Consider the following 19,605-nt stretch of genomic DNA (forward strand, 5'->3'; position numbering starts at 1 on the left):
GCGTCCGGAGCCGGGTGTTCGACGGGTGTCGTTCCGCTGGGGTGGCGGGCGACTCCCACAGCGAAGGGACGAGTGTGGGCGCGATGAGCTCACCGCCGTTCGGCGGTGGCGACATGCCGGCGGTGTTCCCGGACTGGTCGCCGTACCAGGACCTGGACTCCGCCGCCCGGGCGTACCTGCGCGACCCCGAGGTCGCCCTGGACTCGCTGTTCGGGGTGCTGCGCGGCGCGGCCGTGCTGACGTTCACGCTGGAGCGCTTCGTCAACGAGGTCAACGGCGTCTGGCAGGAGGTCGTCGTGTGCGACGGCAGCCGGCTGGTGCTGTGGCACGGCGAGGACGTGGCGCCCGGCGACGGCCCGGTCGGGGCGATGACGTCGTCGCTGCGGGTGGTGCCGCTGTCCACGGTCACCGAGGTGGGCTGCCGCCGCCGGCTGTCGCGCACCCCGGGCGGCAAGGTCCAGGTCGACAGCATCGACGTCTACCTGCTGCTCAGCTCGGTCGACGACGCGCCGGTGCCGCCCGGCGTGGGCGAGGACGAGTCGCGGTCGGTGCTGCGCCACGACGCGCTGCGCTTCGGCAAGACGCTCGACGACGGGGGAGCGGGCCAGATCGCCCGGCTGGAGGACTTCTCCCGGGTGGTGGCGTCGCTGGTGGGCCGGCCGACCCTGTAGGCCGGGCCGGCACGGCGGGTCAGTCGGCGCCGGGGCCGGCGACGGGCGCGTCGTCGGCGTTGCGCCGCACGTGGATGCACTCGCCGGGGCACTCCTTGGCCGCGTCGATGACCTCGAGCCGCAGGTGCACCGGCACGTCGACGCGCTCGCCGGGCAGCTGCCGCAGCTCGCCGTCGGGGCCCTTGACGTAGGCCAGCCCGTCGATGTCGAACTCGAAGACCTCGGGCGCGTACTGCACGCACAGACCGTCACCGGTGCACAGGTCCTGATCCACCCAGACCGAGAGTTCGTCCGTTTCGGTCGAGATCGTCACGGCCCACCTCCATACGCTGCGCGATCACGGTCGTTCCCCGCCCACGACGGTACCGGACGCCATCGGCCGGGCGGCCTGTGCCGTCCGGCACACGGCCGGTTCCGGCGGCCCGCAACGATCAAGAGTCGATGACGAGGGCGTTGCGACGGATGAAAACGCCGTCACAGCGGTTAGGGTTGTCAGAAGAACGTTCGAGCCCCCGGGGAGGTGGGACGTGGCACGCAACGACGAGGCGGATTCACGAGCCGCACGTTGGGAGAAGGAAGCCAACGATCTCTCCAGCCAGGTGGCGTTCCTCCAGGAGGAACTCGCACTGGTGCGGCGCAAGCTGACCGAAAGCCCCCGACACGTCCGGCAGCTCGAGGAGCGGCTCGCGGCGACGCAGGCGCAGCTGGCGCGGCTGTCCGAGAACAACGAGCGTCTCGTGGCCACCTTGAAAGAGGCCCGGACGCAGATCGTCACTCTCAAGGAAGAGATTGACCGCCTCGCCCAGCCGCCCAGCGGCTACGGCGTCTTCCTGGCCAAGCACGAGGACGGCAGTGTCGACGTCTTCACGGGCGGCCGCAAGCTGAGGGTGGCGGTGTCCCCGTCGCTCGAGGTCGACGAGCTGCAGCGTGGGCAGGAAGTCCTGCTCAACGACGCGCTCAACGTGGTCGACGCGTTCGGTTACGAGCGGGTCGGCGAGGTCGTCCTGCTGAAGGAGATCCTCGAGAACCCGGACGGCGGTCCCGGTGACCGCGCCCTGGTCGTCTCGCACGCCGACGAGGAGCGCATCGTGCACCTCGCCGAGAGCCTCATCGGCTCGGTGCTGCGGGCCGGCGACTCGCTCATGATCGAGTCGCGGTCGGCGTACGCGTACGAGCGCATCCCGAAGAGCGAGGTCGAGGAGCTCGTCCTCGAAGAGGTGCCGGACGTCGACTACTCCGACATCGGTGGCCTGCACTCGCAGATCGAGCAGATCCGCGACGCGGTGGAGCTGCCGTTCCTGCACGCCGACCTGTTCCGTGAGCACCAGCTCCGCCCGCCGAAGGGCATCCTGCTCTACGGCCCGCCCGGCTGCGGCAAGACGCTCATCGCCAAGGCGGTGGCGAACTCGCTGGCCAAGAAGATCGCCGAGCGGCAGGGCAAGGAGAAGCACACCAGCTTCTTCCTGAACATCAAGGGCCCGGAGCTGCTCAACAAGTACGTGGGTGAGACCGAGCGGCACATCCGCCTGGTCTTCCAGCGGGCGCGCGAGAAGGCCGGCGAGGGCACGCCGGTCATCGTGTTCTTCGACGAGATGGACTCGATCTTCCGCACCCGCGGCTCGGGCGTCAGCTCGGACGTGGAGAACACGATCGTCCCCCAGCTCCTCAGCGAGATCGACGGCGTCGAGGGTCTGGAGAACGTCATCGTCATCGGCGCCTCGAACCGCGAGGACATGATCGACCCGGCGATCCTGCGGCCGGGCCGGCTCGACGTCAAGATCAAGATCGAGCGTCCGGACGCCGAGGCGGCCAAGGACATCTTCGCCAAGTACATCCTGGCCGGCCTGCCGCTCTCCGAGGACGACGTGGCCGAGCACGGCGGCGACAAGGACGCCACGGTGGCGGCCATGATCGAGGCCGTGGTCCTGCGCATGTACTCGGAGATCGAGGAGAACCGCTTCCTCGAGGTCACCTACGCCAACGGTGACAAGGAAGTCATGTACTTCAAGGACTTCAACTCCGGCGCGATGATCCAGAACATCGTCGACCGCGGCAAGAAGATGGCCATCAAGGAGTTCCTCACCTCAGGACGCAAGGGCCTGCGGCTCCAGCACCTGCTGGACTCGTGCGTCGACGAGTTCCGCGAGAACGAGGACCTGCCGAACACCACCAACCCGGACGACTGGGCCCGCATCTCCGGCAAGAAGGGCGAGCGGATCGTCTACATCCGCACGCTGGTCTCCGGCGGCAAGGGCACCGAGGCCGGCCGGTCCATCGAGACGGCCAGCAACACGGGCCAGTACCTGTAACAGACCGAGCGAGGCGGGGCGGTGTGCTGCGGCACGCCGCCCCGTTTCACGTAACGGAACACGCCGATACGCGGTTAAGGGGGGCGTACCGGCCGAAACGGCCGAACTGCTGACACAGTAGGGACGCCATGACCTCCGCCACCGCCCAGGACACGGCCGCCGCCGCACCCGCCCGCCCCGTCGCCCGGATGGCGTGGCTCGACGCCCTGCGCGGCTTCGCCGCCCTCGTCGTGGCCTACTTCCACCTGCAGACGTACGTGCTGGACAAGCCGTACGACCTGGTCTTCGCCGGCCGACTCGACCTCGGCCGCTACGGCGTGCTGCTGTTCTTCCTCGTCAGCGGCTACGTGATCATGATGTCGCTGGAGCGCTACGGCAGCCTGCGCCGCTTCTGGGTCGGCCGGATCTTCCGCATCTACCCGGCGCTGCTGCTCACCGCCGTGCTCATGCTGGTCGTCATCGCCGCCGGCGTCCGCCCGCTCAGCCGCTACTTCCGCGACGAGCCGGTCGCCGCCGTCCTCGGCCACGCCACCATGCTGCAGGAGCTGCTCGGCGTCCCCAGCCTCGTCAACGTGTTCTGGACGCTGTCCTACGAGATGGTGTTCTACCTGGTCATCTCCGGGCTGTTCGTGCTCGGCTGGCACCGCCGCATCGCCTGGTGGGCCATCGGCCTGGCCGTGTTCTGCCTCGTCGCCGGCCGGTTCCTGCCGCGGGACCTGCTCAGCGGGGACGACCTGCAGCACGTCACCGCCGCCGCCGTCGCCGTCACGCTCGTGCTGGCCGGCTCCGTCGCCGCGTACGTCAGCGGTCGCCGCTCCGCCGCCGTGGCCGCCGCCGCGGCCGGCGTCGGGATGCTGCTGCTGCCCGCCCTCAACGGCGCCGCCGCCCCCGACAGCCACGCCCCCGCCGGCTCCTGGCGGGCCCTGTCGTTCCTCACCGTCATGCTGGCCGGCACCGTCGTCTACGCCGCCCATCACGGCCGGATGAGCCGCCGCGCCGCCGCCGCCGTGCTCGGCACCGTGCTGGCCGTGCAGCTCGCCGTCGACTGGGTGCACACCCCGCAGCAGTGGCAGACCGCCGAGCAGGCCATGGGGCTGCGCCTGATCACCTGCACCACCCTGCTCGCCGTCGTCGCCACGTTCGCGCTCGGTTTCGCCCTGCGGCACCGGCGTGTGCCAACCTGGCTGGCGTGGCTGGGCCGGGTCAGCTACTCGATCTACCTGCTGCACCCGCTCGTCCGGGTGACCCTGCCGGAGCTGTGGCCGGGCGCCGACGACTACCCGTTCGCCGGCCAGCTCGCCGTCGGCGCCGTCTACCTCGCCGCCACCCTGCTGGCCGCGTGGGCGGCCTACCACCTCGTCGAGCGCCCCGGCCAGCGCCTCGGCAAGCGGGTGTCGGTGTGGCTCGACGCGCGGCTGCCCGCCGACCGCTGCGTGCGTACCCCCGCCGGGCCGGCGGCCCCCGAGGTGCCGACGGCGCGCACCGAGGCGCAGCCCCGCGACCTGCGTAGCCGGGTCTGACCGGCACGCACCGTGGCACGGCCGCCACGGCCCGCGCGAAATCGCCCCGCGATCCGGACTAGGCTCGACGTACCGGCGAGCGGAGGCTAAGAAGCATGAGCGAGCGCAGCGAGCGAATCAGGGGACTCAGCGCGGCGGTGCCTCATGGCGCCGCGGAGCGCAGCGGAGCGGCGGCATGAGCGTACGACGGATCATGGGGACCGAAGTCGAGTACGGCATCTCGGTGCCCGGCCAGGCCGGTGCCAACCCGATGGTGACCTCGTCTCAGGTCGTCAACGCCTACGGCGCCCGGCCCGAGCTCAACCGCGGCGGACGGGCGCGCTGGGACTACGAGGAGGAGTCGCCGCTGCGCGACGCGCGCGGCTTCACCTACTCGGGCGCCGCCTACGACCCCGCCGAGGCCCTGGCCGACGAGGACCTCGGCCTGGCCAACGTCATCCTCACCAACGGCGCGCGGCTCTACGTCGACCACGCCCACCCCGAGTACTCGACGCCCGAGGTCACCACGCCGATGGACATCGTGCGCTGGGACAAGGCCGGCGAGCTGATCATGGCCGAGGCGTCCCGGCGCGCCGCCACGATCCCCGGCACGCACCCGATCCACCTGTACAAGAACAACACCGACAACAAGGGCGCCAGCTACGGCGCGCACGAGAACTACCTGATGCGCCGCCAGACCCCGTTCGCGGACATCGTCGCGCACCTCACGCCGTTCTTCGTGACCCGCCAGATCGTCTGCGGCGCCGGCCGCGTCGGCATCGGCCAGGACGGCTCGGGCAGCGGCTTCCAGATCAGCCAGCGCGCGGACTTCTTCGAGGTCGAGGTCGGCCTCGAGACGACCCTCAAGCGCCCGATCATCAACACCCGCGACGAGCCGCACGCCGACGCCGACAAGTACCGCCGGCTGCACGTCATCATCGGCGACGCCAACCTGTCCGAGATCTCCACGTACCTCAAGGTCGGCACCACCGCCCTCGTGCTCGCCATGATCGAGGAGAAGGTGCTCACCGGCGAGCTCGGCATCGCCGACCCGGTCAGCGAGCTCAAGAACGTCAGCCACGACCCGTCGCTCAAGCACCTCATGCGGCTGCGCGACGGCCGCAAGCTCACCGCCCTCGACCTGCAGTGGGCGTACTACGAGCGGGCCCGCGAGTTCGTCGAGCAGCGCTACGGCGCCGACACCGACGACCAGACCGCGGACGTGCTCCAGCGCTGGGAGACGATCCTCACCAAGCTCGGCGACGACCCGTTCTCCTGCGCCGACGAGCTCGACTGGGTCGCCAAGCTGCGCCTGCTGGAGGGCTACCGGGACCGGGAGAACCTGGGCTGGGGCTCGCACAAGCTGCAGCTCGTCGACCTGCAGTACTCCGACGTGCGCAAGGAGAAGGGCCTCTACCACCGCCTGGTCAGCCGCGGCTCCATGAAGACGCTGCTGACCGACGACGAGACCCGCCGCGCCATGACGGAGCCGCCGGAGGACACCCGCGCCTACTTCCGCGGCCGCTGCCTCGCCCAGTACGCCAGCGAGGTCGTCGCCGCCAGCTGGGACTCGGTCATCTTCGACGTCGGCCGCGAGTCGCTGGTCCGGGTGCCGATGATGGAGCCCGAGCGGGGCACGAAGAAGCACGTCGGCGCCCTGTTCGACAAGTGCCCGAGCGCCAAGGACCTCCTCGAGGTCATCACCGCCGGGTGATCCACGACGACGGTCCGTGCGACCCGCCGCGCGAAATCACCGTCGCGGCGGGTCGTTTCGTCGTAACCGCGAGGTAGGTTTTCCCCAACCCGATGTTGGAGGAGGGGGCAGGGATGGCAACCCGAGACACCGGCGGCCAGTCGCAGTCCGGAAAGTCGCGCAGCAGCGAAGAGGTCGAGGACGTCACCACCGAGGCGAACCCCGAGGTGGCCGAGCGGCACGCCGAGATCACCGAGGATGTCGACGACCTGCTCGACGAGATCGACTCCGTCCTCGAGGAGAACGCCGAAGAGTTCGTGAGGGGCTATGTACAGAAAGGGGGTCAGTAGGGCATATGTCCGTTTCGCGGGGATCGGACGTCAAGCTCTGCCCCCAGTGTGGCCGCGCGCTGCCGGCCACCGCGTTCCACCGCAACGCCCGCCGACCCGACGGGCTGGCCTTCTACTGCAAGGCCTGCGCGGCTGAGCGGTCGGAGGCCAGCCGTCGGCGCCGCGGCATCGCGCCGCGGCCCCGCCGGCCGGAGCCGGCGGGGGAGGGCACGAAATGGTGCCCGGACTGCCGCACGACCAAGCCGCTGTCCGAGTTCGCCCGGACGAAGGCCCGGACGAAGGCCCGGGCGAGCGGCATCCACACCTACTGCCTGCCGTGCCACAACGCCCGGGGCCGTGAGTCCAAGCAACGGCTGCACGGCGGGTCGCGGGAGTACCACCTGCGCCGCCGCTACGGCATCGGCCAGGTCGAGGTCGACGAGCTCCTGGAGGCCCAGGGCGGGCGCTGCGCGATCTGCGGCCGGCCGGACCCGGAACACGTCGATCACGATCATCGCACCGGGTGGGTGCGCGGGATACTGTGCTTCAACTGCAACGGCGGCCTCGGCCAGTTCCGGGACGACCCCGGCCTGCTCGGCGAGGCGCTCACATATCTGAAGGGAACCACGTGGCAGCGGGTTTTGATCCATCCGGGCGTCTTCCAGATGTGTTCACCAATGCGGGGACGTCCTCCTTCACGCAGTTCCTGACCCAGGCCATGCCCGAGCTGCTGCCCGGGCGGCGCCCCCTGCCGGTGGGCATGTCGGCCGACCTGGCGCCGCACGCCACGACGATCGTCGCGATCGTCACCGCGGAGGGCGTGGTGATGGCCGGCGACCGGCGGGCCACCATGGGCAACCTCATCGCCAGCCGGGACATCGAGAAGGTGCACCCCGCCGACGCGCACTCGCTCATCGGCATCGCCGGAACGGCCGGCATCGGCATCGAGCTGATGCGGCTGTTCCAGGTCGAGCTGGAGCACTACGAGAAGATCGAGGGCATCGCGCTGTCGCTGGACGGCAAGGCGAACCGCCTGGCTGGCATGGTGCGCGGCAACCTCGGCGCGGCCATGCAGGGGCTCGCGGTGGTGCCGCTGTTCGCGGGCTTCGACCTGGCGGCGGCCGACCCGGCGAAGACGGGCCGCATCTTCAGCTTCGACGTGGCGGGTGGGCTCTACGAGGAGACCGGCTACGACGCGATCGGCTCGGGTTCGCTGTTCGCGAAGTCGGCGCTGAAGAAGCGGTACCGGGCGGGGCTGTCCACGGCGGACGCGATCCGGCTGGCCGTCGAGGCGCTGTACGACGCCGCCGACGACGACACCGCGACGGGCGGCCCGGACCTGACCCGCAAGATCTACCCGGTGGTCATGTCGGCCACCGCCGAGGGCACCCACCGGCTGACCGACGCGGAGGTGACGGCCGTCGCCGAGGCCGTCGTGGCCGCCCGCATGGAGAACCCGGGCGGCTGAGTTCCGTGCCGTTGTCGCCCCGCCGGTCGTCGTCGTCGAAGGAGTAGCCCACCGTGGCCATGCAGTTCTACGCATCGCCCGAGCAGGTCCAGCGGGACCGCTCGGAGTACGCCCGCAAGGGCATCGCCCGCGGCCGCAGCGCCGTGGTGCTCACCTACGAGGGCGGCGTGCTGTTCGTCGCCGAGAACCTCACCACGCTGCGCAAGATCAGCGAGATCTACGACCGCATCGGCTTCGCCGCCGTCGGCCGGTACAACGAGTTCGAGAACCTGCGCCGGGCCGGCGTGCGGATGGCCGACCTGAACGGCTACAGCTACGACCGGCGCGACGTGACCGGCCGCGGCCTGGCCAACGCGTACACGCAGACGCTGGGCGCGATCTTCACCGAGACGCAGAAGCCGTACGAGGTGGAGATCTGCGTGGCCCAGGTGGGCCCGGCGGTCGGCACGGACGAGCTGTACCGGATCACCTACGACGGTTCCGTGCAGGACGAGCCGGGCTTCATGGCGATGGGCGGGCAGGCCGAGGCCATCTCGGGCGTGCTGCGCTCCCGGCACTCCGAGTCGGCGTCGCTGGCGGACGCGCTGCGGCTGGCCGTGGAGGCGCTGGGCAGCGTCGGCGGCGAGAACGGCGCCACCCGCACGCTGGGCCCGGACCAGCTCGAGGTGGCGTTCCTCGACCGCAAGCGCACCGGGCGCACGTTCCGCCGCATCAGCGGGGCGGCGCTGACGAGCCTGCTGGGCGGCGACGCGACGGCGGCGGAGGCCCCGGACGAGCCGGCGAAGACCCCGGCGCCGCCGGAGGGCAAGCCGACGGTGTCGGCGGCCTCGGCGGACCTGGAGGACCAGGCGAACGAGGACTTCCCGAAGAGCTGACCCCGTAGAGCTGACCGGGCGACGGGCGGGCGGCCCGCGGCGGCCGGGGGATCGACGGACCCCGGCGCCGCGGGCCGTCGCGCGTCCGGGACGGCGTTCCGCCAGGTGGGCACCGGCGGCCGGCGGCCGGCGGCGGCCCGGGGCGTGTGCGGGACGCCTGCCGGGCGGAGTCCTGGCTGCTCACGGTCGTTGTCGAGGGGCAACCGACCCGGCGGCGCGCCGCGGCCGCCACGCAGCGTGCGGAGAAAATGACACTCCTGTAAGCGATCATGCGGCTCTGTGACTGCCGCTGACCCCTTCCGGGCGGCTAGTGTTTCGTCATGGAACGGCGAATCTTCGGTCTCGAGACCGAGTACGGCGTCACATGCACCTACCGCGGTCAGCGGCGGCTGTCGCCGGACGAGGTGGCCCGCTACCTGTTCCGCCGCGTGGTGTCATGGGGACGGTCCAGCAACGTCTTCCTGCGCAACGGGGCCCGGCTGTACCTGGACGTCGGTTCCCACCCCGAGTACGCGACCCCCGAGTGCGACAACGTCGCCGACCTGGTGGCCCACGACCGCGCCGGCGAGCGCATCCTCGAGGGCCTGCTCGTCGACGCTGAGAAGCGCCTGCACGACGAGGGCATCGCGGGCGAGATCTACCTGTTCAAGAACAACACCGACTCGGCCGGCAACTCCTACGGCTGCCACGAGAACTACCTGGTGAGCCGGCACGGCGAGTTCGGCCGGCTGGCCGACGTGCTGATCCCGTTCCTGGTCACCCGGCAGCTGATCTGCGGGGCGGGCAAGGTGCTGCAGACCCCGCGCGGCGCGGTGTTCTGCCTGTCGCAGCGCGCCGAGCACATCTGGGAGGGCGTCTCCAGCGCGACGACGCGCAGCCGCCCGATCATCAACACGCGCGACGAGCCGCACGCCGACGCGGAGCGCTACCGCCGGCTGCACGTCATCGTCGGCGACTCCAACATGAACGAGGTCACCACGCTGCTGAAGGTCGGCTCGGCCGACATCGTGCTGCGGATGATCGAGGCCGGCGTGGTCATGCGGGACCTGACGCTGGAGAACCCGATCCGGGCGATCCGCGAGGTGTCGCACGACGTCACCGGGCGGCGCAAGATCCGGCTGGCGAACAACAAGGAGATCTCCGCGCTGGAGATCCAGCAGGAGTACCTGGCGAAGGCGACCGAGTTCGTCGAGCGGCGCGGCGCCGACCCGACGGCGAAGCGGGTCGTGGAGCTGTGGGGGCGGGTCCTCGCGGCCGTCGAGAGCGGCGACCTGGACCCGGTGTCCCGCGAGATCGACTGGGTGTCGAAGCTGAAGCTGATCGAGCGGTACCAGGCCAAGCACGACATGAGCCTGTCGCACCCGCGCATCGCCCAGCTCGACCTGGCGTACCACGACGTGCGCCGCGGCCGCGGCCTGTACGCGCTGATGGAGAAGCGCAAGCAGGTCGACCGCATCGCCAACGACCTGCAGATCTTCGAGGCGAAGGAGACGCCGCCGCAGACCACCCGGGCGCGGCTGCGCGGCGAGTTCATCCGGCACGCCCAGGAGAAGCGCCGCGACTTCACCGTCGACTGGGTGCACCTGAAGCTGAACGACCAGGCGCAGCGCACCGTGCTGTGCAAGGACCCGTTCCGCGCCTACGACGAGCGGGTGGAGCGGCTCATCGCGAGCATGTGACATAGGGTTCCGGTCGTGAGTCTCGATCGCCCGGAGGAGCGGCTGCCCCGCCACGAGCGCCGCCGGCAGAAGATCGCGGCGGAGATCCGCCGCAACCGCGAGGGCAACCACCGGGTGCCCACCTGGGTGCTGGCGACGATCCTCGGGCTGATCCTGGCCGGCTGGGTCGCCCTGATCGTCGTCAGCTGACCGTCAGCAGCGCCGCCGCGTGCCGCCCGGCCGCGGCGGCCGCGAGGAAGTACAGGTGGTCGGCGTCCAGGCCGCGGCCCATCGTCGACAGGCGCACCGGGCTGGCCCGCAGCGCGGCGTCCAGCCCGGCGGTGTCCACCGCGACGATCCGGTGCCGCTCGGCGAGCGGCCGCAGGGCCTCGGCCAGCGCCGGGTCCAGGCCCGCGGGCACCGGCAGGTCCGCGGCGGCCAGCGCCACCCGGCCGTACGCGGTGAGGCTGTGGTGCGACACCCCGCGGTGCCGGTCGCGGGCGTCCGCCCCGGACAGCCGCAGCGACCCGACCGGCCGCCCGCCCAGCACGGCGGCCGCGTTGACGGCCTCGCCGGCGGCGACCCCGGTGAACCCCCACGCCGTGCCGGTGCCGAGGTTGCCGGGGCCCTGCGCCACGACGGCGACGTCGGCGCGCAGCACGTGCCGGGCGGCGAGCAGCGCGGTGTGCACGGTGGACGCCTCCAGGTCGCCGCCGAACGCCTGCCCCACGGTGACCGTGCCGGCCAGCACCGGCGCCAGGCCGTCGAGGGTGCGGGAGAACCAGGCCGGCAGCGCGCCGCCGTCGGTCATCACGTACGCGACGCGGGCGGCCGGCCGGTCGGCGTGCACCCCGGCCACGACGGCGGGCAGCGCCGAGTGCAGGTCGGCGGTCACCACGGGCATGCCGTCCAGCGAGGTGGCGGACGCCAGCACGGCGCGGTGCGGCGACGCCTCCTCGTCCACGCCCAGCACGATGGCCTGCAGCGGCGTGTACCGGGCCTTCACCATGTGCCCGTGGTCGCGGGTGTCGCCCGCGTCGGGCGGGTCGGCGGGCAGCCGGTCGGGCAAGGCCACCACCAGCGCGTACCCGCCGGTGCCCAGGCCCATGACCTGCGCGCCCACGTTGAGCAGGACCCGGTCGCCCGGCTCCGGCTCGCCCACCAGGGCGGGGTACGCGAGGGCGCGCACCGTGTCCGCGCCGACGGCCACGTCGAGCTGCACCGCCCCGGCCCACCGGGCCCGGATCGCCGTCACCGTGCCGGACCGCCATCGCACCATGGTCGGGAAGGCTAGCGGGGACCCGGCGCACCGCGGCGCGCGGACACGCGGCTGCCGCTAGGGTGCCCGCATGCCGAGTGACCGGGCGTCCGGCGGGGGCGCCGCGCGGGCCTGGCGCGCCGCCGACGCCGCCGTCGGCCTGTACGGCGACCCGGCCGTGCCGTGGAGCATCGTCGTGCGCGCCACGCTGGCCGAGCCGGTCGCCGCCGGCGCGGTCGCCGCCCGGCTGGCCGCGCTGACCGGGCGGCACCCGCACCTGGGGGCGGCGCCGGACGTCGCCGAGGTCGACGGCGACCCGGCCGGCCCCCTCGCCGCGTTCGCCGCCCGGGCGTACACCCCGGACCGTCCGCTGATCCGGGCCGCGGTCGCCGACGGCGGCCGGACGCTGCTGCTCGCCGCGCACCACGGCGCCGTCGACGGCCTCGGCCTGCTGGGGGTGCTCGGCGCCGCCCTCGACCGGCCGGTGACCAGCGGCGCCGCCGGGCTGCGCGCCCGGCCCGCCGTCCGGTCGTTCGCCGCCGGGGCGGTGCGCCGCGCCGCCGAGGCGCTGGTGGCCCCGCCGACCCGGCTGCGGGTGTGCCCGGACGGCGCCGGCGGCGGCGAGACCCTGGCCGAGCGGGCGGTCGCGGCGGCCCGGCTGGACACCGCCGCGCTGGTCGCCGCGACGACGGCCGCGGTCGCCTGGTGGAACGGCGCGCCGCCGCGCCGCGCCGTCGTGGCGGTCGGGGCGTCCCGGCGGCCGGGCAGCGACCCGGCGCCGGAGCTGCGGTCGGTGTACCTGCGGCTGCGCGTCCCGGCCGGCGCCGACCGGGCGGCGGCGCGCCGGCTGCTCGCCGCGGCGCGGCCCGAGCCGGACTTCCCGCCGTCGCGCAGCCGGGCGGTGGCCCTGGCCCGGCGCGCCCTCGCCGGCCGGCTGGGCGCCACCGCGCTGGTGTCCAACCTGGGCGCCGTCGACGCCGGCGGGGCCGTGTCGGCGCTGGCGTTCTACCCGCAGCCGAGCGGCCCGGCGGGCCTGGCGGTCGGGCTGGCGAGCGTCGGCGGCGCGGCGACCGTGACGATCCGGGCCCGCGGCCGGGACCTCGGCGTGGCCGCCGCCGACCGGCTGCTCGACCGGATCGTGGCGGGCCTGCGGGCGGGCGGCTGACGCCCCGGTCCGGAACCCCGGCGCGGGCTCACCCGTGCGGGTGCCGGGGGCCCGTGCAGGGCTATTGTCGTGGGCGTGTCGCGCATCCGCACCGAGCGCCTGGTCAATCTGGTGATCTGCCTGCTGTCGACGCGACGGTTCCTGACCGCCGCGCAGATCGCCGCGACCGTGCCCGGCTACGAGCACGACCCCGACGACCCGAAGGACCACGAGGCGTTCCAGCGCAAGTTCGAGCGGGACAAGGCCGAGCTGCGCGAGCTGGGCGTCCCGCTGGAGACCGGCACCGCCAGCGTGTTCGACAGCGAGCCCGGCTACCGCATCGCCCACCGCGAGTACGCGCTGCCCGACATCCCGCTCAAGCCCGACGAGGCGGCCGCCGTCGGCATCGCCGCCCGGCTGTGGCAGCACGCCGGGCTGGCCGCCGCCGCGTCGTCCGGCCTGGCGAAGCTGCGCGCCGCGGGCGTCGACGTCGACCCGTCCGCCACCCTCGGCGTGGAGCCCGTCGTCACGGTCGACCCGGCGTTCGCGCCGCTCACCGCCGCCGCCCGGGAACGCCGCGCCGTCACGTTCCAGTACCGCACCCCGGAGGGCGACGAGCCGGTCGCCCGGCACCTGGAGCCGTGGGGCGTGGTGTGCTGGCAGGGCCGGTGGTACGTGGTGGGCCACGACCGTGACCGCGGCGCCACCCGTTGCTTCCGGCTGTCGCGCATGGTCGGCGCGGTCAAGGCCACCGGGCGGCCGGGCGCGTTCACCCCGCCCGAGCAGGTCGACCTCATCAGCCACGTCGCGCACTACTCCGGGCCGGTCCCGACGGTCGGCCGGGCCACCGTCGTGGTCGCCCCGGGCCGGGCGGCCGGGCTGCGCCGCTGGGCCACCGAGACCCTGCCCGGCCCCGACGGCGACCGCCTGGTGCTGCCGTACGGCGACGTCGAGCGCCTCGCCGGCACTCTGGTCGGCTACGGCGCCGACGTGACCGCCCTCGACCCGCCGGAGCTGCGCGACGCCGTCATCCAGGCGCTGAAGGAGGTCGTGGCCCGCTACGACACCCGCGCCGACACCCCGGCTGAGGTCGCGTCGTGAGCACCACGGCCGGCCGCGCCTCCGCCGACCGGCTGGCGCGGCTGCTCAACCTGGTGCCGTACCTGCTGGCCCGGCCCGGCATCGCCGTGTCCGAGGCCGCCGCCGACCTGGGCGTCACCGAGCGGCAGCTGCGCGAGGACCTGGAACTGCTGTGGGTGTGCGGCCTGCCCGGGTACGGCCCGGGCGACCTCATCGACATGGCGTTCGACGGCGACCGGGTCACCATCACCTACGACGCGGGCATCGACCGGCCGCTGCGGCTCACCCCCGACGAGGCGCTCGCCCTGGTGGTGGCGCTGCGGATGCTGGCCGAGATGCCCGGCGTCGGCGGCCGCGACGCCGTCGAGCGGGCCCTGGCCAAGATCGAGAACGCGGCGGGCGACCTGGCCGGCGCCCCGGTGGCGGTGCGGCTGCCCGGCGACGACGCCCGGCTCGCCGAGATCCGCGCCGCCGTCGAGCGCGGCCGCGCCCTGCGCCTGACCTACTACACCGCCGCCCGCGACGAGACCACCGAGCGGGTCGTCGACCCGATGCGGGTGCTGATGGTCGCCGGGCGCGGCTACCTGGAGGCGTGGTGCCGCCGGGTCGAGGCGGTCCGGCTGTTCCGGGTCGACCGCATCGACGCGTTCACCGAGCTGGCCGAGCCGGCCGCGCCGCCGGCCGCCGCCCGGCCGCACGACGTCAGCGCCGGGGTGTTCCGGCCGACCGACGACCTGCCGCTGGTCACCGTGCGGCTGGGCCGCTCCAGCCGCTGGGTCACCGAGTACTACCCGTGCGAGGAGGTGCGCCGCGGCGCCGGCGACGACTGGGTGGCCACGCTGCGCGTCGCCGACCTGGGCTGGGCGCAGCGGTTCCTGCTCAGCCTCGGCCCGGACGTCACCGTCCTGGGCCCGCCGGAGCTCGTCGACCGGATCCGGGCGCAGGCGGCCATGGCGCTCGACGCGTACGCCACCCCGGCCGGTTAGGGTGGTCCCGTGGTGATCTGGATCGTGGTGGGCATCTGTGTCCTGGCCGTGCTGGTTCTCGGGCTGGCCGTCCGTCCCGTGCTCGGCCGCGTCGACGGCCTGCTCACCGCCGCGGAGCGCCTCCAGCGGCACCGCACGGCGGTGCTGGCGCTGCAGGCGCGGGCCGAGTCGCTGGCGGCCGGCGTGCAGCGGCTCGGCGAGCGCGCCGAGACGGTGCAGGACCGCCTCACCGTGATCAGAGCGGCCCGCGGGAAGCAGGACGCCACCCCGGAGTTCATCACCCGCCGGGCGGGCTGAGCGCCGCCGGCGGTTGGCGCAGTCTTCACGATCCGGCCCGATCAACCGCCGGAGCGGCCCCGGGATTGCGACAGCCATTACGCGAATGAGTCCTACTGGCACAGGCGCCGAGCCCTGTTCTTGCGCTGGGAGCGTGCCCGATTTCCACCGGCCGGCTGTGAACACTGTCCGCTTGGGTTAGCGTTAGGCGTAGCGCCTCAGGGCCAGCAGTGGAAGTGTTGCCAACGCTATGTCGACTCCGTGCCGCATGCCGGAACGTCTAGTGGAGACCGCTGAGTTGGATTTCGGAGACATCGCCATCGCGGCAAGGCGTACCTATCGGGGCGAGGTCCTAGACGTAGGTTCGGGCGAGACGCGATGAGCGGCGTCTGATCGTCGCTGACCGAATCAACTGATAGGCAGCTCGTCATTGCGTAATTCCAAATTTGGCTCTCGGTCAACGCCTGGCCCTGACCGAGAGCCTCAGCCCCGTTATGTAATGATGACTCAGTTACTTAGCTGATGCGGTTCCAATTCTCGCAGTCTTCCGTGGTGCCGCGTACGAGGCACATCCGGTATGCGGTGATCCGGTCTCCGGGAGGCACCTCCTTGTAGTAGCTGCAAACTCCGCGCGATCCGTTGGCGTCCGACACGTAGCGGTGCACGTTGTGGTTGTCGATGTACCAGGCGCGAGCGCCTCTTCCATCGGCTTCGCGGTCGCATGCGAAGATGCGAGTGTTGTTGTTCGTGATGATGGTTGAGGCTTCACAGTCGATTCGCCCCTTCCAGCAGGTCTCACCATCGGCGAAGGCGGGAGTGGCTGGAACTGTCAGCGATGCTGCGATCACAACACCGCTCGCGAACGCGCGGCCGAAGTGGCGGCGCATCTTGGCATTTCTCGAATTCATTCGCAAGTCCTTGTCTTGATCATGGGGCGTCAGCACCATACACCATGTTGAATGCGTCGACCCAAGTGGTGCGAATGCAGAGCAGGGCCGGTGTCCAGGCACTGGGCGGGCGTTTCCGGTCCACGACCGCCTTGGCTGTGCCTGAGCGGCGGGCGGTCTGGACGACTCGGTGCCTGGCTGTCACCTGCCTGACATGTCGAACGCCGCCCATGGTTGGCGCAGTCTTCACGGTCCGGCCCGATCATCCGCCGGTGCCACGAGCGGAACCGCCACGTACGATGGGCCTGACACCCCTCGGTGCCCCCGGGCGCCGGACCGGATCATCTGGAGATTCTCATGGGCCTGGTTAAGCCGTGGCACATCATCGTCCTGGTCGTCGTGCTGATCCTGCTGTTCGGCGCGAAGCGGCTCCCGGATGCGGCCCGGTCGCTCGGCCGGTCGCTGCGCATCATCAAGTCCGAGACCAAGGGCCTGATCGATGACGACAAGGACAGGGGCGACCTGTCGGAGAAGGCGGACGCCCAGCACGGGCGCCAGCCGCTGCACCCGACCGAGATCCAGCACCCCGGCCAGCAGCCCCCGTACCAGGGCCAGCAGCCCTACCAGCAGCAGCCGTACCAGGGCCAGCAGCCGTACCAGCAGCCCCAGCAGCCGTACGCGCAGCCGGGTCAGCCGCAGCAGCCCTTCGTCGACCCGGTGCAGCGCACCCAGGACCGCTGATCCGCGGCCGTGGCGCTGACGCTTCGCCGTAAGAAGGGCCCGTCGAAGTTCGAGCAGGCCTCGGACGGCTCCATGACGCTCATGGAGCACCTGATCGAGCTCCGTTCGCGGCTCTTCAAGGCGGCCCTCGCCGTCGTGGCCGGCCTGATCGCCGGCCTGTTCCTCGCCCAGCCGGTCTTCGAACTGTTGAAGAGGCCGTACGAGGAACTGCCCGGTGCGGTCGGACTGGTGGCTCTCGGTCCTACTGATCCTTTTACCGTCAAGCTTCAGCTGGCCATGTGGATCGGCTTGCTGGTCGGCTCACCGGTCTGGATGTATCAGATGTGGGCGTTCGTCGCGCCCGGCCTGCACCGCCACGAACGCAAGTGGGCCTACGTCTTCGTGGCGCTGGCAGTGCCGCTGTTCTTCGCTGGTGCGGTGCTTGCCTGGTTCGTCGTCGACAAGAGTCTTTTCTTTCTCATTGATGCGGGTATCGGCGGCCTGACCACGTCGTTCGAGGCGAAACGCTACATCGACTTCGTCACCACGATGCTGCTGCTGTTCGGCGTCGCGTTCGAGTTCCCGCTGCTGCTGCTCATGCTCAACTTCACCGGCGTGGTCACCGCGCGGCGGCTGGCCAGCTGGTGGCGGGCGGTCATCTTCATCTGCACCCTGTTCGCCGCCATCGTCACCCCCGACCCGGGCGTGTTCGGCATGCTGACCCTGGCGGGCGCGCTGTCGCTGCTGTACTTCATGGCGCTGGGCGTGGCGTTCATCAACGACCGGCGCAAGGGCCGCGGCAAGGAGCTGTACGCCGGCCTCGACGACGACGAGCTGTCGCCGCTGGAGGACGACCGGCACCCGGTGTCGGTCACCGACCGGATCGACGCCCCGGAACCCGTCCCGGCGCCCGAGCCGGTGGCCCGCCCGATGCCGCTCGAACGACGCTACGACGAGTCGACGTAGCACCCGCCGCCCAGCCGGTACCCTCCCGGCTGTGACCGACATGATCGCGGTGCTGGCCAACCCGGCGGCGGGCCGGGGCCGGCACCGCGGCCTGCTGCCCGGCGTCCTCGACCGGCTCGGCGCCGCCGGCGCCACCGTCGAGCTGCTCACCGCCGCCAGCGCCGGCGAGGCCGAGGCGGCGTGCCACGCCGCCGTCCGCGGCGGCGCCCGCGCCGTGGTGGCCGTCGGCGGCGACGGCACCGTCCACCGCGCCCTGCAGGCCGTCGCCGGGTCGGACGTCGCGTTCGGCATCGTGCCGGCCGGCACCGGCAACGACATCGCGGCCGCCGCCGGCCTGCCGCCGGACCCGCTGAGCGCGGCGTCCGCGCTGGCCGAGGCGCTGCGCGACGGCCGCACCCACCCGCTCGACCTTGCCCGCGTGACCACCGCGCACGGCGGGACGCGCTGGTTCGGCGGCGTGCTCGCCGCGGGCTTCGACGCCGTCGTCAACGAGCGCGCCAACCGGCTGCGCTGGCCCCGCGGCCCGCGCCGCTACGACCTGGCCATCGCCGTCGAGCTGGCCCGGCTGCGCCCCCGCGCGTACACCCTGACCCTCGACGGCGCCGAGCACCGGCTGCCGGCCGTGCTGGTCGCGGTGTGCAACACCGCCAGCTACGGCGGCGGCATCCGGATCGGGCCCGGCGCCGACCCGGCCGACGGGCTGCTCGACGTGGTCGTCGGCGCCCCGATGAGCCGGCGGACGCTGGCCCGGCTCACCCCGCACGTGCACCGCGGCACCCACGTCGGCGACCCGCTGGTCACCGTGCACCGGGCCCGCGAGGTCACCGTCGCCGCGGACGGCATCGTCGGGTACGCCGACGGCGAGCGCCTGGCCGCCCTGCCGCTCACGGTCACCTGCGTGCCCGGCGCGCTGCGCCTGCTGGTGTGACCCGGCGGCCGGACGAGGGCGGCCGACGGCCGCGCCGGCTCAGCAGCCCGCCAGCGCCAGGCTCGCGCCCAGGCCGTTGACGGCGCCCGCCTCGCCCGCCGGCAGCACCAGCGCGGCGCAGCCCGCCCGCACCGCGCCCGCGTCGGCGGGGGAGTCGCCCACCATCAGCGCCCGCTCCGGGTCGACGCCGATCATGCCGCAGGCGCGCAGGAAGATCGCCGGGTCGGGCTTGCAGCGGCCCACCTCGTACGACAGCGCGTACGCCCCGACCAGGTCGGCCAGGCCCCACGCGGCGAACAGCGGGCGGATGTCGAAGCCGACGTTGCTGACCACCGCCACCGGCACCCCCGCGTCGCGCAGCGCCCGCAGCGTGCCGGCGGTGTCCGCGTACGGGGCCCAGCCGTCGGGGCTGAGCAGGCGGTCGTACAGCGCGTCGGCGAGGCCGTCCACGTCGGAGCCGACGGTGGCGGCCAGTCCGGTGTAGGCGGCGCGGTGGCAATGCTCGTACAGGTCGCGGTCGGCCCACACGTCGGCCAGGTGCGGCGGCACCCGGTGCGGCAGCGGCCCGCCGGCCCGCCCGGCCATCACGAGCCGGTCGGCCAGGGCGGTCGCGCGGGCGCGTTCCAGCTCGACGCCGCAGCTGGCGGCGGCGGCGAGCACCCAGGCCACGGCGTCCTCGACCTGGGCGAGGGTGCCGTGGAAGTCGAACAGGACCCCCTCGACCGGCCGGCGGGGCGGCGTGGCGTCGGAGCACCGCGGGGCAGGGTTCGGACTGTCCGGCACGGGGTGCACGATACCGACCGGTCCGGACACTCCCGGCGGGCGGCTCGCGACCGGCCGCGCCGCACCGCGGCGAGA

Annotated in this window: 21 protein-coding genes; 17 read left to right on the forward strand and 4 right to left on the reverse strand. The window is 72.8% G+C overall.

All coding sequences use genetic code 11. The annotated features are described in order from the left end of the window. Window positions 1-83: 83 nt before the first annotated feature. Window positions 84-671 (forward strand): hypothetical protein, encoded by a 588-nt coding sequence (locus tag Sya03_RS20080; protein WP_203939885.1) that lies wholly within the window; start codon window positions 84-86, stop codon window positions 669-671. Between the two features lie 19 nt (window positions 672-690). Here the strand turns inward: Sya03_RS20080 and Sya03_RS20085 are convergent, their stop codons facing one another. Continuing rightward, the gene (locus Sya03_RS20085) at window positions 691-978 is read right to left on the reverse strand and encodes a ferredoxin (protein WP_203940040.1); all 288 of its coding nucleotides are present in this window, start codon (window positions 976-978) and stop codon (window positions 691-693) included. A 220-nt stretch (window positions 979-1,198) separates the two neighbouring features. Between Sya03_RS20085 and arc the strand changes: the two genes are divergently transcribed. The 9 genes from arc (at window position 1,199) to Sya03_RS20130 (ending at window position 10,712) form a co-directional block, all read left to right on the forward strand. Continuing rightward, window positions 1,199-2,980: a proteasome ATPase gene (arc, locus tag Sya03_RS20090; RefSeq protein ID WP_203939886.1), complete on the forward strand. Its 1,782-nt coding sequence runs from the start codon at window positions 1,199-1,201 to the stop codon at window positions 2,978-2,980. A gap of 128 nt (window positions 2,981-3,108) precedes the next feature. Beyond that, window positions 3,109-4,500: an acyltransferase family protein gene (locus Sya03_RS20095; protein WP_203939887.1), complete on the forward strand. Its 1,392-nt coding sequence runs from the start codon at window positions 3,109-3,111 to the stop codon at window positions 4,498-4,500. A gap of 175 nt (window positions 4,501-4,675) precedes the next feature. Beyond that, window positions 4,676-6,193, forward strand: a complete 1,518-nt coding sequence (dop, locus tag Sya03_RS20100; protein WP_343949910.1) for a depupylase/deamidase Dop — start codon at window positions 4,676-4,678, stop codon at window positions 6,191-6,193. A gap of 113 nt (window positions 6,194-6,306) precedes the next feature. Further along, window positions 6,307-6,522, forward strand: coding sequence for a ubiquitin-like protein Pup (locus Sya03_RS20105; protein ID WP_203939888.1), 216 nt, complete (start codon window positions 6,307-6,309; stop codon window positions 6,520-6,522). A 5-nt stretch (window positions 6,523-6,527) separates the two neighbouring features. Then, entirely contained in the window at window positions 6,528-7,211 is a 684-nt protein-coding gene (locus Sya03_RS20110; RefSeq protein WP_203939889.1) for an endonuclease VII domain-containing protein, read from the forward strand. Further along, entirely contained in the window at window positions 7,130-7,969 is an 840-nt protein-coding gene (gene prcB, locus Sya03_RS20115; protein WP_203939890.1) for a proteasome subunit beta, read from the forward strand. The genes Sya03_RS20110 and prcB overlap by 82 nt, the downstream gene beginning before the upstream one ends. A gap of 53 nt (window positions 7,970-8,022) precedes the next feature. Next, window positions 8,023-8,844, forward strand: a complete 822-nt coding sequence (gene prcA, locus Sya03_RS20120) for a proteasome subunit alpha (RefSeq protein ID WP_203939891.1) — start codon at window positions 8,023-8,025, stop codon at window positions 8,842-8,844. A gap of 320 nt (window positions 8,845-9,164) precedes the next feature. Next, a complete protein-coding gene (gene pafA / locus Sya03_RS20125; protein WP_203939892.1) occupies window positions 9,165-10,523 on the forward strand; it encodes a Pup--protein ligase in 1,359 nt (452 codons plus the stop codon). Between the two features lie 15 nt (window positions 10,524-10,538). Next, on the forward strand, window positions 10,539-10,712 hold the full coding sequence (locus Sya03_RS20130) for a hypothetical protein (protein ID WP_203939893.1): 174 nt from the start codon (window positions 10,539-10,541) through the stop codon (window positions 10,710-10,712). On the opposite strand, the gene Sya03_RS20135 is transcribed toward Sya03_RS20130, so the two are convergent. Next, window positions 10,705-11,781, reverse strand: a complete 1,077-nt coding sequence (locus Sya03_RS20135; RefSeq protein ID WP_203939894.1) for a DUF3866 family protein — start codon at window positions 11,779-11,781, stop codon at window positions 10,705-10,707. The two genes, Sya03_RS20130 and Sya03_RS20135, sit on opposite strands and share 8 nt — an antisense overlap. Window positions 11,782-11,851: 70 nt before the next feature. Between Sya03_RS20135 and Sya03_RS20140 the strand changes: the two genes are divergently transcribed. From Sya03_RS20140 to Sya03_RS20155, 4 genes are all read left to right on the forward strand, one after another. Next, window positions 11,852-12,925, forward strand: a complete 1,074-nt coding sequence (locus Sya03_RS20140) for a hypothetical protein (protein WP_203939895.1) — start codon at window positions 11,852-11,854, stop codon at window positions 12,923-12,925. Window positions 12,926-13,000: 75 nt separating this feature from the next. Next, the gene (locus tag Sya03_RS20145) at window positions 13,001-14,005 is read left to right on the forward strand and encodes a helix-turn-helix transcriptional regulator (protein WP_203939896.1); all 1,005 of its coding nucleotides are present in this window, start codon (window positions 13,001-13,003) and stop codon (window positions 14,003-14,005) included. Further along, window positions 14,002-14,970, forward strand: a complete 969-nt coding sequence (locus Sya03_RS20150) for a helix-turn-helix transcriptional regulator (protein ID WP_203939897.1) — start codon at window positions 14,002-14,004, stop codon at window positions 14,968-14,970. Before Sya03_RS20145 ends, Sya03_RS20150 begins: the two co-directional genes overlap by 4 nt. Window positions 14,971-14,979: 9 nt before the next feature. Further along, a complete protein-coding gene (locus tag Sya03_RS20155) occupies window positions 14,980-15,267 on the forward strand; it encodes a hypothetical protein (RefSeq protein ID WP_203939898.1) in 288 nt (95 codons plus the stop codon). Window positions 15,268-15,761: 494 nt separating this feature from the next. On the opposite strand, the gene Sya03_RS20160 is transcribed toward Sya03_RS20155, so the two are convergent. Then, window positions 15,762-16,193, reverse strand: coding sequence for a hypothetical protein (locus tag Sya03_RS20160; RefSeq protein ID WP_203939899.1), 432 nt, complete (start codon window positions 16,191-16,193; stop codon window positions 15,762-15,764). 297 nt (window positions 16,194-16,490) lie between these two features. Here Sya03_RS20160 and tatA point away from each other — a divergent pair, with 297 nt between their 5' ends. From tatA to Sya03_RS20175, 3 genes are read left to right on the forward strand one after another with little or no spacing between them, the layout of a single operon-like run. Further along, the gene (gene tatA, locus Sya03_RS20165) at window positions 16,491-16,874 is read left to right on the forward strand and encodes a Sec-independent protein translocase subunit TatA (protein WP_203939900.1); all 384 of its coding nucleotides are present in this window, start codon (window positions 16,491-16,493) and stop codon (window positions 16,872-16,874) included. Between the two features lie 9 nt (window positions 16,875-16,883). Continuing rightward, a complete protein-coding gene (tatC, locus tag Sya03_RS20170; RefSeq protein ID WP_203939901.1) occupies window positions 16,884-17,819 on the forward strand; it encodes a twin-arginine translocase subunit TatC in 936 nt (311 codons plus the stop codon). 40 nt (window positions 17,820-17,859) lie between these two features. Beyond that, complete coding sequence (locus tag Sya03_RS20175) at window positions 17,860-18,747, forward strand: diacylglycerol/lipid kinase family protein (protein ID WP_203940042.1); 888 nt, start codon at window positions 17,860-17,862, stop codon at window positions 18,745-18,747. 39 nt (window positions 18,748-18,786) lie between these two features. Here Sya03_RS20175 and Sya03_RS20180 read toward each other — a convergent pair whose 3' ends face one another. Then, entirely contained in the window at window positions 18,787-19,530 is a 744-nt protein-coding gene (locus Sya03_RS20180; RefSeq protein WP_239107708.1) for an HAD family hydrolase, read from the reverse strand. Window positions 19,531-19,605: the final 75 nt, after the last annotated feature.

It is taken from the genome of Spirilliplanes yamanashiensis (assembly GCF_016863475.1).
In the GTDB taxonomy this organism is placed as follows: Bacteria; Actinomycetota; Actinomycetes; order Mycobacteriales; family Micromonosporaceae; genus Spirilliplanes; species Spirilliplanes yamanashiensis.